Annotated in this window: 14 protein-coding genes; 11 read left to right on the top strand and 3 right to left on the bottom strand. The window is 59.9% G+C overall.

Features of this window, described 5'->3' with window-relative positions:
- Positions 1-174: 174 nt before the first annotated feature.
- Positions 175-549: a hypothetical protein gene (locus msub_RS18860; protein WP_048498032.1), complete on the top strand. Its 375-nt coding sequence runs from the start codon at positions 175-177 to the stop codon at positions 547-549.
- A 38-nt stretch (positions 550-587) separates the two neighbouring features.
- Here the strand turns inward: msub_RS18860 and msub_RS18855 are convergent, their stop codons facing one another.
- From msub_RS18855 to msub_RS18845, 3 genes are all read right to left on the bottom strand, one after another.
- Positions 588-2,042, bottom strand: coding sequence for an OmpP1/FadL family transporter (locus msub_RS18855; protein ID WP_082146590.1), 1,455 nt, complete (start codon positions 2,040-2,042; stop codon positions 588-590).
- Positions 2,043-2,163: 121 nt separating this feature from the next.
- Positions 2,164-3,285 carry a PilT/PilU family type 4a pilus ATPase gene (locus msub_RS18850; protein ID WP_048497666.1) on the bottom strand — a complete coding sequence of 374 codons (1,122 nt, stop codon included), beginning with the start codon at positions 3,283-3,285 and terminating at the stop codon, positions 2,164-2,166.
- Between the two features lie 45 nt (positions 3,286-3,330).
- Positions 3,331-4,365 carry a type IV pilus twitching motility protein PilT gene (locus tag msub_RS18845; protein WP_048497665.1) on the bottom strand — a complete coding sequence of 345 codons (1,035 nt, stop codon included), beginning with the start codon at positions 4,363-4,365 and terminating at the stop codon, positions 3,331-3,333.
- Positions 4,366-4,505: 140 nt separating this feature from the next.
- Between msub_RS18845 and msub_RS18840 the strand changes: the two genes are divergently transcribed.
- From msub_RS18840 to msub_RS18795, 10 genes are all read left to right on the top strand, one after another.
- Positions 4,506-5,210, top strand: a complete 705-nt coding sequence (locus tag msub_RS18840) for a YggS family pyridoxal phosphate-dependent enzyme (RefSeq protein ID WP_048497664.1) — start codon at positions 4,506-4,508, stop codon at positions 5,208-5,210.
- Positions 5,211-5,271: 61 nt separating this feature from the next.
- On the top strand, positions 5,272-6,105 hold the full coding sequence (gene proC / locus msub_RS18835) for a pyrroline-5-carboxylate reductase (RefSeq protein ID WP_048497663.1): 834 nt from the start codon (positions 5,272-5,274) through the stop codon (positions 6,103-6,105).
- A 22-nt stretch (positions 6,106-6,127) separates the two neighbouring features.
- On the top strand, positions 6,128-6,712 hold the full coding sequence (locus tag msub_RS18830) for a YggT family protein (RefSeq protein ID WP_048497662.1): 585 nt from the start codon (positions 6,128-6,130) through the stop codon (positions 6,710-6,712).
- A gap of 244 nt (positions 6,713-6,956) precedes the next feature.
- Positions 6,957-8,921 carry a dynamin family protein gene (locus msub_RS18825; protein ID WP_048497661.1) on the top strand — a complete coding sequence of 655 codons (1,965 nt, stop codon included), beginning with the start codon at positions 6,957-6,959 and terminating at the stop codon, positions 8,919-8,921.
- 127 nt (positions 8,922-9,048) lie between these two features.
- On the top strand, positions 9,049-10,197 hold the full coding sequence (gene metX, locus msub_RS18820; protein WP_048497660.1) for a homoserine O-succinyltransferase MetX: 1,149 nt from the start codon (positions 9,049-9,051) through the stop codon (positions 10,195-10,197).
- Positions 10,194-10,799, top strand: a complete 606-nt coding sequence (metW, locus tag msub_RS18815) for a methionine biosynthesis protein MetW (protein ID WP_048497659.1) — start codon at positions 10,194-10,196, stop codon at positions 10,797-10,799. Before metX ends, metW begins: the two co-directional genes overlap by 4 nt.
- Positions 10,796-11,251 carry a DUF4426 domain-containing protein gene (locus msub_RS18810; RefSeq protein WP_048497658.1) on the top strand — a complete coding sequence of 152 codons (456 nt, stop codon included), beginning with the start codon at positions 10,796-10,798 and terminating at the stop codon, positions 11,249-11,251. Before metW ends, msub_RS18810 begins: the two co-directional genes overlap by 4 nt.
- A gap of 7 nt (positions 11,252-11,258) precedes the next feature.
- The gene (gene rdgB, locus msub_RS18805) at positions 11,259-11,858 is read left to right on the top strand and encodes an RdgB/HAM1 family non-canonical purine NTP pyrophosphatase (protein WP_048497657.1); all 600 of its coding nucleotides are present in this window, start codon (positions 11,259-11,261) and stop codon (positions 11,856-11,858) included.
- Positions 11,855-12,994 carry a radical SAM family heme chaperone HemW gene (gene hemW, locus msub_RS18800; RefSeq protein WP_197083920.1) on the top strand — a complete coding sequence of 380 codons (1,140 nt, stop codon included), beginning with the start codon at positions 11,855-11,857 and terminating at the stop codon, positions 12,992-12,994. The genes rdgB and hemW overlap by 4 nt, the downstream gene beginning before the upstream one ends.
- The gene (locus tag msub_RS18795; RefSeq protein WP_053077984.1) at positions 12,994-13,527 is read left to right on the top strand and encodes a hypothetical protein; all 534 of its coding nucleotides are present in this window, start codon (positions 12,994-12,996) and stop codon (positions 13,525-13,527) included. The genes hemW and msub_RS18795 overlap by 1 nt, the downstream gene beginning before the upstream one ends.
- The last annotated feature ends 10 nt before the right edge of the window (positions 13,528-13,537 follow it).

Raw genomic sequence — 13,537 nt, 5'->3', positions numbered from 1 at the left:
GGCAAACGCCCCTTCCTCCGGCAAAGCCTCGCGAAATCCCGTGAATGAAAGCCTCCGGCAAACGGCCATCAGTTACGGCATGGAATTCGCTTGATTACCCGGGTCGGCGCCTTGCCCGCACCGGATAATCCGCGGCAACGCCATGTTGTGACACACTTTTCCGAGGCTCAAACCATGACATCTCTGGCATCTGAACGTAGCTGGCTGCTGGACCCCAGCGTGCTGAAACTGGTTCACCAGTGCCGTCGCCTGATTCAAACCGAATTCGGCGTAAAACTGCATCTCACGGAAGAGCGTCTGGCGCAACAACTGGCGGACTACGCACGAAAATCCCGTTCAAGCCACCTCGCACGAACGTGGCAGTCATTGAAGGACCAGGTTCCGCAGTTGAACATCGAACCTGAGGAAGAAGATGACGGATTGAAGCGCACCTACCGGGGCCAGGTGATTGCTGACGCCCCGCCAGTTTCGGCCAATGATTACGAGGAAGGAGAACCCCACCCGCCACGGAAGACCAAAGTGATCTACCGTGGCCAGGTGGTGGGCTGATCAGTGAGTAGCAAATCAGCCTTTACCGAAGGTGCCCTTTAAAAGGCCTTGCTGACCTGCAATGCCGCACTCCAGGCGCTGAGATCGTAGGTAGCCTGATACCTGGCTGGCGTGGCAGGCTGGGTCGGGTTGTCGTGGGTATACTCCCGGTCGTCCACTTTGGCATCCCCGGAGAACAATAGAGTTCCCACGGCAGCGTCCACCGTCCAACCACTGCGAACGTCTTTCCATTGGGCGCCGAGCGTCAACCAGTGCCGATCCTCAGAGGGAATCCGGGCCGTCACATACTTCTCATTGACCGGCGATTCATCCCAGGCATAACCGGCCTTCAAGGCCCACTCCGGAGTCGCCTGCCAGATGCCACCGAGGTTGAATTGCCAGGTGTTGTTCCACTTTTCGGTCACATGACTGATATACGGGTAGCCCGAAACCGACGACACCTCTCCAGGCGTAGACCGTTGGCTGATAACATCCAGCTCCTCAAAGCGACTCCATTTGGCGTAAGTTGCGCCGGCAAGCAGAGTGAACTCATCATTAACCCGGTGGCGCAGGCCCAAGGTCGCGCTCTCCGGAATGGCCAACGGCACCCGAACCTTCTCCGTCAGCGTGGTGGTCTGGCCCGGAGCGGTCAAAATCGGGAAATTAGAAATGGTGGCGTCGCCCTCCAGATTGAGCTCGGTGCCGGTCTGGGCACTCAGGCCGATCTGTGTCATATCCGACAGCTCATAGAGAAAACCAACTCGGAAGGTGGCCCCAACATCGTCGCCTTCGATGTCGGCATATGGCTCATAGCGTGCTGCTCCAGCAGCCGTAGTCGCCGCAACTTGCTGCGCGGCCTGCGCCCCGGCACCTCCAGCAATGGCCTGCTTATAAGCATCCCTGTATGCAATCCCGGTCACGTCTTGATACCGAGACAGGCGACCCTCCGCATAAATCAGATTAATGCCGGCACCCATGGACAATCCATTGCCGTTGTTGACAGATATCGATGGCGTGAAGGCGATAGCCGTCAGCTCGGTTTTGTCGGCAAAAAAGCGCCCGGCAAAACCTTCCTCATAGTCAGCCGCCAGGCCATAGGGGGCATGGATACCAAAGCCCACATCAATGGTATTGCTGACTTCGTGGGTCAGGTAGAAATTTGGCAAAACTGCCGGATCAGCAATATCACCGCCAGCTTTAGCTGGTTGAACGGGAATTCCCGGGACCTGGCGAGTGACAGAAATAGAGCCCGGATTCGCCTCGGCATCAATATCCAGAACCGCCGCACCAAAGGAAATATTGGTGCCGGACAACTGGCTCATACCAGCGGGGTTAAACAGAACGGTGGTGGCATTCTCGGGATTGGCGGCGGCACCGGCATTGGCGGTGCCCATGGCGCTGGCGCTCTGCTCATTCAGGGAAAAGCCGCCAGCCAGAGCACCGGCGGGTGCGGCCACGACCGCAAGCGTGGTCAGGCGTACTGCTTGTGCAAGGGTTGAGGATTTTTTGTACATGGTATCTCCTTATTGACTCGCGCGGAGTATACGCAGTACCGGGCTCTGGCCTCAAATGCTGATCCTAATGGTTCGTGACCCTAACCACCTACAACTAAAGTCTACCCGCACCACTGAAGCATCAATCATCCTGAATCGAGAGCCTGTCCACCGACGAGGACAGTTTGTCAGCGCCCTGCGCATCCGCACCCAGCTTGATCATCAGACGCAAATCGTTTGCGGAATCCGCATGCGCCAACGCATCTTCATAGGTGATCGAACCCTCAGCGTAGAGCTGATAAAGCGCCTGGTCAAAGGTCTGCATGCCGGATTCGTTGGATTTGGCCATCAGTTCCTTCAGGCGATGGACCTCCCCTTTGCGGATCAGGTCCGCTACCAGCGGGGTATTGATCAGTACCTCGATAACCGCTTTCCGGCCCTTGCCATCAGGCGTTGGAACCAGCTGCTGGGCCACGATGGCCCGAAGGTTCAGGGACAGATCCATCCAGATCTGGTTGTGCTGCTCCGGCGGGAAAAACTGGATAATACGGTCCAGCGCCTGGTTGGCGTTGTTAGCGTGCAGGGTAGCCAGGCACAAATGGCCGGTTTCGGCGAACTGCACCGAGTACTCCATGGTCTGGCGGGTTCGCACCTCACCAATCAGAATCACATCCGGCGCCTGCCGCAGGGTGTTCTTGAGGGCAACTTCAAAGCTTTCGGTATCAATGCCCACTTCCCGCTGGGTCACGATACAGCCCTGGTGCTGGTGCACGAATTCGATCGGATCCTCGATAGAGATAATGTGGCCACGGCTGTTGCGGTTACGGTGCCCCAGCATAGCCGCCAGCGAGGTCGACTTACCGGTACCGGTCGCGCCGACAAACATGATCAGGCCGCGCTTGGTCATGGCCAGATCCTTGACCACTGCCGGCAGCGAGAGATCGTCGATCTGCGGAATCTTCACCTCGATCCGGCGCAGCACCATGCCGCACAGGTTGCGCTGGAAGAACGCGCTGACCCGGAAGCGGCCAATACCCCTGGCGCTGATCGCAAAGTTACACTCGTGGGTTTCCTCAAACTCGGCCCGCTGCTTGTCATTCATCGAGCCGTAGACGAACTCCCGCGTTTGCTCGGGGGTCAGCGCGTTCTTGGTGACCGGCAGCACTTTCCCGTTCACCTTCATGCTCGGCGGCACACCTGCGGTAATAAACAGGTCCGAACCGCCCTTTTCCACCATCAGCCGCAACAGTTTTTCGAATTCCATTTTGCTACCCAATCTTTATTGTTTGGTGCCTGGGGGACAGGCAAGTCAAAAGTTATCGGGCATCTTCGCCTTGGCCCGCGCCGCTTCGCGGGAAATCAGGCCTTTCTGCAGCAACCGCTCCAGACACTGGTCGAGGGTCTGCATGCCCAGAGACGCACCCGTCTGAATCGACGAATACATCTGCGCAATCTTGTCTTCGCGGATCAGGTTCCGGATTGCCGAGGTACCAATCATGATCTCGTGAGCCGCAATCCGGCCGCCCCCCATCTTTTTCATCAGGGTCTGGGACACAACCGCCTGCAGGGATTCCGACAGCATGGACCGGACCATGGACTTTTCTTCGGCCGGGAATACGTCGACAACCCGGTCAATGGTCTTGGCGGCGGAGGTGGTGTGCAGGGTGCCGAACACCAGGTGGCCGGTTTCTGCAGCAGTGAGTGCCAGACGGATGGTCTCGAGGTCCCGGAGCTCACCGACCAGGATAATGTCGGGATCTTCCCGCAGCGCCGAACGCAGCGCTTCGTTGAAGCCCAGGGTATCCCGGTGCACTTCCCGCTGGTTGACCAGACATTTCTTGGAGTCGTGCACGAATTCGATGGGGTCTTCAATGGTCAGGACGTGTTCGTAACGGGTGTCGTTGATGTAGTCGATCATCGCGGCCAGCGTGGTGGACTTACCGGAGCCGGTCGGGCCGGTCACCAGAACCAGCCCCCGGGGCACCGATGAGATGTCCTTGAACACCTGGCCCATGCCCAGGTCTTCCATGGTCAGAACTTTGGAAGGGATGGTCCGGAACACCGCACCGGCGCCGCGGTTCTGGTTGAAGGCGTTAACCCGGAAGCGGGCGACACCCGGCACTTCGAAGGAAAAGTCGGTTTCCAGGAATTCTTCGTAGTCCTTGCGCTGCTTGTCGTTCATGATGTCGTAGATCAGCCCGTGGACTTCTTTATGTTCCATGGGCGGGAGGTTGATGCGACGAACATCACCATCAACACGAATCATCGGGGGCAGGCCGGCAGACAGGTGCAAGTCAGACGCACCCTGTTTGGCCGAAAAGGCAAGCAGTTCAGTAATATCCATAGGAATCCTCGGAAGGCTTTTTTCTTTTGTCCTGGTCGCTTCCGCCCGGTGGGGCCCGGCTCGGTTCACTTGGCATTTCAGTGACCTGCGGGTAACGTGTCACCGTACAAGCGACAGACCGAGCGTGGCAATTTCACACTATGAGCAGCATAGCAGACAACATCGGGAGCGTAACCCGACGCATACAAAAAGCAACATTGCAGGCGGGCCGCGAGCCCGGGTCTGTGCATTTACTTGCCGTGAGCAAGACCCGCCCCCCGGAAGATCTGCGGGAGGCGTTCGCATCAGGGCAGCGCGCGTTCGGTGAAAACTACCTTCAGGAAGCCCTCGAGAAGATAGAGGCACTGGCGGATCTTGACGGCATCCAGTGGCATTTTATCGGTCCAATACAGTCCAACAAGACCCGACAAATCGCCTCTGCCTTTGCCTGGGTGCATAGTGTCGATCGCCTGAAGATTGCCCGCCGGCTGGATGAACAAAGGGATCCGGCCCTGGCACCATTGAATATCTGCCTTCAGGTCAATATTAATGAAGAAGCCAGCAAATCAGGTTGCCGCATCGCCGAGCTGCCGGAGCTGGTCGCTGCCATCGGCGAGCTGCCAAACCTGACATTGCGGGGCCTGATGGCCATTCCGGATCCGGACCAACCCGAGGGAGACCTCAGGGCCAGTTTCCGGAAACTGGCCAACACCCTGAAACAACTGAAAACGGACCACCCGGACGCCGGCCCGCTGGACACACTGTCCATGGGCATGTCAGGCGACCTGGAAATGGCCATTGCCGAAGGTGCTACCTGGGTACGCGTGGGCACGGCGCTGTTTGGCAAACGGCCAGCAAAGAGCTGAACCGGCCGGTTCCTGCTATCATCAGGGCCGGACGTTTAACCGATCAACCGGGGAGTGAACCTTGAGCACATCACCAACCATCTCTTTTATTGGCGCAGGCAACATGGCCAGCGCCATCATTGGCGGTATGCTGGACAACGGCTATAAAGCCGGTGACATCTGGGTCAGTGCGCCGGATGACGGCCATCTGCAATCGATCCGCAAACATTTCGGGGTCAGCGTTACCACCGACAACCGCTACTGCGCCCAGCAGGCTGACATGGTAGTGCTGGCCGTCAAACCCCAGGTAATGGCCGATGTCTGCCGCGACATTGCGCCCGTTGTCCAGAATACCCGGCCGCTGATGGTCTCCATTGCCGCCGGCCTGACCGCAGACACGCTGGACGAGTGGCTGGGTGGCGGATTGCCGCTGGTGAGGGTAATGCCCAACACGCCATCGCTGGTCGGCAAGGGTGCAGCGGGTCTTTTTGCCAACAAGGAAGTGAAAGACGCCCAGAAGAAGATGGTGGAATCGGTATTCGAGAGCATCGGCTCGGCACTGTGGGTCGACGAAGAAAACCAGCTCCACGGCGTGACCGCGCTGTCCGGCAGTGGCCCCGCCTACTTCTTCCTGATGCTCGAAGCCCTTGAGGAAGCAGCGGCGGACGCAGGCATCGCGTCCGACACGGCACGGGCTCTGGCGATCCAGACCATGGCAGGCGCTGCCGAGATGGCCGCCCGCAGTGATCAGGACCCCGGCCAACTCAAGCGCAACGTGATGTCTCCCGGCGGGACCACGGAGCAGGCCATCAATACCTTCGAAGACGGGGGCATGCGGGACCTGGTCCGCAAAGCCTACAACGCGGCGTTCAAGCGCTCGGAAGAAATGGCCAAAGAACTGGCTGGCAAACAGTAACCGATAACGGAGACACAGCTTCATGCTGGCAGACATCCTGATTACCATCCTGCTGATCGCATCCTCCTTTTACCTGACCATCGTCCTGCTGCGGTTCCTGCTTCAGCTCGCCCGGGCGGATTTCTACAACCCGATCACCCAGTTTGTGGTCAAGGCAACAAATCCCCTGCTGCGGCCACTGCGGCGCCTGATCCCGGGCTGGGGTGGTATTGACGGGGCCGCCCTAGTGCTGGCGGTGATCATCCAGGCCATCACCTTCTTCCTGATCCTGATCGCGCTCAATGGCGGCATTCCAGCCATGAACCCCATCACCCTGCTGGTCTGGGCGGTCCTGAACGTGCTGGACTTGATTGTGAAAATCTATTTCTGGTCGGTCATTGCCATCGTGGTTGTCAGTTGGATAGCGCCCGGCAGCAGCCACCCTGCGATTCAACTGGTCGCCCAGATCACCGAACCGGTCATGCGCCCGGTGCGGAATATCATGCCGTCCATGGGCGGCCTGGACCTGTCACCGATCATTGTGTTCCTGATCCTGAATGTTATTTCGGTGGTTATTGAGCATATGAAAGTGGCCGCAGGGCTGGGTGCGATCGGGCTCGGGATGTAAACCCCGTCGCAAATATACATTCCGTTACATTTAGCCACGAAAACCATTATTCCGGGACTGCAGACTCAGAACACTGATTTTGCAGTCTTTTTTTGGTATTTTTTCGCCATCCAAACCAACCGTACTGCCGCAGCCGCGCCGCAAATATTCAGGGAACAGGATAGTATTACCGGTAATTAATCCGTCACCCGTGAGCACCCCGTCATGCCCGGGATACCCGGAAGTCGCGCAGAAGGAATATCCAATGAGTCAGCAGGGAACTCTGTCGCAGCAGGTAGAGGCTTACCATAACTGGAAGAAGGAGCTGATCCGCCAGATCGGCCGGTACCGGCTATGGCTGCAAGACAACAATCTGTTTTCCGATGATGTCAGCACCCGCATCCGTCACGGGCTGGAACTGCTGATCGAAGATGAGCTCACCATTGCCTTCGTGGGGGAATACTCCCGGGGCAAGACCGAACTCATCAACGCCCTGTTCTTTTCCGACTACGGCCAGCGAATGCTGCCGTCGCAGGCCGGGCGCACCACCATGTGCCCCACCGAGCTGTTCTTCGATCGCAGTGCCAACGAGAACTACCTGCTCCTGCTGCCGATCGAGACCCGCAACGGTGACCTGTCCCTGCAGCAACTGAGAAAGCAGCCGGAGCGCTGGGTCAAGCATGAGCTGGATGAGCGCGACCCCGAGATCATGCGGGAAGTGCTGGCCGAGGTAGCCCGGGTCAAGAGCGTACCGCCGGACGAAGCTCGGGCCCTGGGCTTTGACGAAGACATGCTGGAGCAGGACCGCAACAACCCGGGCAATGTGCTGGTGCCGGCCTGGCGCAACGCCCAGATCAGTATCCGCCACCCGCTGTTCGAGCGCGGCCTGCGCATTCTGGATACCCCGGGCCTGAACGCCCTGGGCTCCGAGCCGGAACTGACCATCAGCATGCTGCCGCGGGCTCATGCCATCCTCTTTGTGCTCAGCGCCGATACCGGCGTAACGGCCAGTGACATGACCATCTGGAAGGAGCACATCGACACCCAGCACGCGGACCATCGCGCCGGGCGCTTTGCCGTTCTGAACAAAATTGATGTGCTCTGGGACGACCTGCAGGGCGAGCGCCACACCGAGGAAGCCATCGACCGGGTGCGCAGCTACACCGCCGACCACCTGGGTATGCGCCAGCACGACGTCATTCCGGTCTCGGCCAAGCAGGGCCTGGTGGCACGGGTCAGAAAGGACAGCGAGCTGTTCGACCGCTCCAATGTCGGCCAGCTTGAGCAGCTGATTATCCAGCGCATCCTGATGCACAAGGAACAGCTGATCACCCAGAGTCTGATCAACGATCTGCTTGGCATGCTGCAGAACAGCCAGGCCGCCATGCAGTACCGGCTCGACTCGCTGGAAGAGGAGCTCGTGGCCTGCGCTGGCGTCACCATGGACAAGGCGGCACTGGGCCGGCTCGCCGAGCGTGCCCAGAAAGACTACGACTACTACTACAAGAAACTGATCACCCTGCGTTCGAGCCGGCGCCTGATGGACTCCCAGGGCGACCTGCTGAAGAAACTGGTCAGCGAGCAACGCTTCGAGGCTCACGCCGAGCGTGTCAGGACCAGCATGTCGAAAAGCTGGACGACCGCCGGCATGAACCGCGCCATGGATCAGTTCTTCGAGCTGCTGGAAAGCGACCTGACCAACCTGCTGAGCGAGGGCCACCTGGCCGAAAAAATGGTGGGCGCCATCTATCGTCGCTACAACGAGGACAGCCGGGCCCGTCACCTGGAACCGATTCCGCTGCGGGCCGGCCGACACGTTATCGCCATCCGCGAGCTGCGCAAAAAGGCCCGCCGGTTCCGAATCAGCCCCAAGAATCTGCTGACCGAGCAATCGGTGCTGGTTCGCCGCTTTTTCAATGTCATGGTGGGTGAAGCCCGAACCCTGCATGGCCGAGTGCGCCAGGACGTGGAACGCTGGCCGTCTGAGGCTCTGTTGCCCATCATGCAGTTCTCGATGGAGCAGAAGCAGCTGCTTGAGCACCAGATTCGCCGGCTGCGCGACATGGTCCGCAACGACCGGGACAGCCGGGCCGAGCGCCAGCGCCTGAACCACACCATCGCCGACCTCCGCCGGCAACTCGAGCTGGCCGATGCCATGCAGCGCCAGATCCGTAAACCGGCCCCTACCCTGATCCAGCAGAAAGTGGTCAATATCTCCGGAGCGGTATAAGCCCCGCACCCGCGACCATGCAGGCGGTTGCAGCCATCACGCCCCGGCTTTAAACTGCTGGGCTGGCGATGGCTTTGCCGTTGCTGTTCCAGACACTTACGGATCGAACCAGGAACCTCTCGCGCCGATGCCCGATTCCCTGCCTGCGGATTCTGTTGGGGTAGTTACCCCGCAGACCTATCATTTCGACGCTCCCATCGAGCTGGCCTGCGGCCAGACCCTGGAAAACTACGACCTGGTCGTCGAGACCTACGGCACGCTGAACGCCGATGCGAGCAACGCCGTGCTGATCTGCCATGCCCTGAGCGGGCATCATCACGCCGCCGGTTTCCATTCCGCCGACGACCGCAAGCCCGGCTGGTGGGACAGTTGCATCGGGCCGGGCAAGCCCATTGATACCGACCGTTTTTTTGTCGTCAGCCTGAACAACCTCGGGGGCTGCCATGGCAGCACCGGACCCAGCAGCAACAACCCTGCAACCGGCAAGCCTTACGGCCCGGAGTTCCCGGTCATTACCGTCGGCGACTGGGTGAAGAGCCAGGCCCTGCTGGCCGACCGCCTCGGTATTGATTGCTGGGCCGCAGTTGTCGGCGGTTCGCTCGGAGGCATGCAGGCACTGCAGTGGAGCCTGGACTATCCGGATCGGCTGCGCCACGCCGTGGTCATTGCCTCCACGCCCAGACTGACAGCCCAGAACATCGCCTTCAATGAAGTCGCACGCCAGGCCATCACCTCAGACCGGGAATTCCACGACGGCCGCTATTACGACTTCGACGCCCTGCCCCGTCGGGGCCTCATGCTGGCAAGGATGGTCGGGCACATCACCTACCTGTCCGATGCCTCCATGGGCGAGAAATTTGGCCGCGAACTCCGGGACCAGGCTTACAAGTTCGGCTATGACGCGGAATTCCAGGTAGAAAGCTACCTGCGCTACCAGGGCGAACGGTTCTCTGAATCCTTCGATGCCAACACCTACCTGCTGATGACCCGGGCGCTGGATTACTTTGATCCGGCCTATGAGTTCGGTGGTGACCTCTCCAGGGCCCTCGCTGCCGCAACCTGCGAGTACCTGGTGCTTTCGTTCAGCACCGACTGGCGTTTCACCCCGGCCCGCTCTGAAGAGATGGTTAACGCCATGATCGCCGCCCGGCGCAAGGTCAGCTATGCCGAAGTAGATGCGCCCTGGGGGCACGACGCCTTTCTGATTCCCACGCCCCGGTATACCGATATTTTCAATGCCTACATGGATCGCGTCGCACGGGAGGTCGGAGCATGAGACCGGATCTCGAAATCATCCAGCAGTGGATTCAGCCCGGCCACCATGTGCTCGATCTCGGTTGTGGCGACGGCACCCTGCTTGACTTCCTCCAGCGCGAGCGCGGCGCCAGCGGGTTCGGCCTGGAGATCAACCCCGACCACATCACCACCTGCATGGGGCGGGGTGTGGCGGTCATTGAGCAAAACCTTGATACCCAGGGCCTGGGCAACTTTGATAACGGCAGTTTCGACGTTGTTCTGATGACCCAGGCACTGCAGGCCGTGCGGCGGCCGGACAAGGTCCTCGATGAAATGCTGCGGGTCGGCAGTGAAGGCATCGTTACCTTCCCCAACTTTGCCCACTGGCGGCTGCGCTGGGGGCTGGCTCTCAGCGGGCGCATGCCCGAATCCGAAGCACTGCCGTATAAATGGTATAACACCCCCAACATACGGCTGTGCACCTTCAAGGATTTCGAAGCTCTGTGCCGGCAGAAAGGCATCAGGATCAAAAGCCGGCGGGTGGTGGACGGTCAGCACCAGAACAGCTGGCTGGCACGCCTGTGGCCCAACCTGTTGGGCGAGATTGCCATTTACCGAATTGCACGGGAGACAGAGCAATGATCAAAAAAGCCATTTGCACATTCCGCAGCCTGCTGGTTATCGCGCTGGCTGGCCTGTTCAGCGTCCAGGCCCAGGCCGGTTCTGAAGATTTCGGGGACTACACCGTGCTCTGGAGCGTGCTGCCCAGCACCTTCCTGGCACCGGACGTTGCCAAAGCCAACGACCTTCAACGCAGCAAGGGCATTGGTATAGTCAACATCGCCATCATGAAGGAAAACGAAGACGGGACCCTGGCCCCCGTAACCGGCCAGGTTGAGGGCAAGGTGTCCAATGATATCCAGCAGGTGCGATTTCTGGCCTTCCGGCGGATTCAGGAAGGTGACGCTGTTTATTTCATCGCCGAGTACCAGTACACCTCTGGCCAGTTGATGACCTTCAACATCACAGCACGCCCGAACGGCTACCCGAACGACCTGGCGATTCGCTTTGCCCACACACTGTTCAGCGACTGAGCCTGATATGACCGAAAAGCTTGTAATTGCCAGCAACAACCAGGGCAAAATTGCCGAGCTGGCCGAACTGCTGGCGCCACTGGGCATGACCCCCGTCGCCCAGGGCGAGCTTGGCGTGGGTGAGGCCGAAGAACCCGCCGTGACCTTTGTCGAAAACGCCATTCTCAAGGCAAGACACGCAGCACGGGAAACCGGCCTTCCCGCCCTGGCAGACGACAGCGGGCTGGCCGTGGATGCCCTGGCTGGCCGGCCTGGCGTGCGTTCTGCCCGCTTTGCCGGCGACAATGCCACGGACCAGGACAACGTGAAGGCCCTGCTTGAGGCCATGAAAGACGTTCCTGATGAGCTGCGGGGCGCGCAGTTCCACTGCGTACTGGTGTACCTTCGCCACGCCGATGACCCGACCCCGGTGATTTGTCATGGCCGCTGGCCCGGGTCGATCCTCCGGGCCCCCCGAGGCGATGGCGGTTTCGGGTATGACCCGGTGTTCCTGGCACCGGAGCAGGGGTGCAGCGCGGCAGAAATGTCCCGTGCCGAGAAAAGCCGCATCAGTCATCGGGGCCGGGCCCTGAAATTACTGGCAGAGCAGCTCCGGGCGGAGCACTGAACCCCTTGTCGGTTTCCCCGCCCCTTAGCCTGTACATTCATGTGCCCTGGTGCGTGCGCAAGTGTCCTTACTGCGATTTCAACTCCCACGCTGCCACGGGCGCCATTCCCGAATCTGCCTACCTTGATGCCCTGCTCGAAGACCTTGAGCAGGATCTGGCCTTCGCCTCCGGCCGCCCAGTGGAAACCGTCTTTATCGGTGGCGGAACACCGTCACTGATGAGTGGTGAGTTCTATCAGCGGCTGTTTACCCACGTGCGGGCGAGGCTCAACATTTCACCAGATGCCGAGATCACGCTGGAAGCCAACCCTGGCACGCTGGAGGCAGGCCGCCTTGAGGCCTTCCGGGACGCTGGCATCAACCGGCTCTCGATCGGGGTTCAGAGCTTCAACGCCAACCACCTGAAAGCCCTTGGGCGCATTCACGACAGCCAGGCGGCTCACCGTGCCATCACCGCCGCCCGCCAGGCCGGGTTCGAGAACTTCAACATAGATCTGATGCACGGCTTACCGGGCCAGACATCGGAGCAGGCACTGGAGGATCTCAGAACCGCCCTGCATTACCAGCCGCCCCATCTGTCCTGGTACCAACTGACTCTGGAGCCAAACACCGAGTTTTACAGCCGGCCACCGGATTTGCCGGATGACGATCACCTCTGGGACATTTATTGCCGGGGCGCCGGGTTTCTGCACCAGCAGGGATACCGGGACTACGAAGTGTCGGCCTGGAGCCTCGAGGGGCGGGCTTCCCGCCATAATCTTAATTACTGGACCTTTGGCGACTACCTGGCGCTCGGAGCCGGAGCCCATGGCAAAATCAGTCTTGCCGATGGCAGTATCCGGCGCTACTGGAAGACCCGCCAGCCCGAGGCCTACCTCAACCGAATTGGCAGCCGGACAGCAGGCAGTAACAGCATTACCGACGAAGACCTGCCACTGGAGTTCCTGATGAACGCCCTCCGGCTCACAGACGGCGTCAGTGAAGACCTTTTTTACCAGCGCACGGGTTTACCGCTGTCGTCAGTTGGGGTAAAACTTAAAACAGTACGCGATGACAAACTGCTGGTCAGTGACCGGCTGCAAGCGACCCCCCTGGGCCAGAGATACCTGAACAGCCTGCTGGAGCGATTTCTATAATGGACCCTGCACACGGATTGGCAGCCCTGCCCAAAACCCTGAAAGCCAGCCTGGTGGCGCTGGTTCTGGTGTTGCTCGCCCTGTTGCTGGTCAACCAGCCACTGCAGACGGCTTCCGCCCCCCAGGGCATCGTCAGTTATCAGCTTGCCGGTACCGCAGATCAGGCTCACGCCATCCTGCGTAGCTGGCGCAGTGATGGCATTGGCTGGGCCAAGATCTCTTTGTGGCTGGATTTCCTGTTTATCCCCATCTACCTGCTGGCCCTGTTTCACCTGACCAGGCACCTGACACGGGATCGCCCGGGGGTTCGAGAGCGGGTGGGCGCGAGATGGGTGCGGGCCTTGTTTGTCGCCGCCGGCCTGGCGGATTTTGCAGAGAATATCCTGCTGTTCAATAACTTTGATCCGCCGACTGACGCGGTGAGCCTGTGGGCGACCCTCTGCGCCCTGATCAAATTTACTGCCCTGACTTTGGGCACCGCCGGGCTTGTGATTCTCCGGGCCGCGCGGCGCCATCCGCTGGCGCATCACTAAGCCGACCTGC

This window comes from Marinobacter subterrani (genome assembly GCF_001045555.1).
Lineage (GTDB): Bacteria > Pseudomonadota > Gammaproteobacteria > Pseudomonadales > Oleiphilaceae > Marinobacter > Marinobacter subterrani.
Note: the sequence above shows the minus strand (reverse complement) of the source record. Positions and strands in the feature narration are given on the sequence as shown.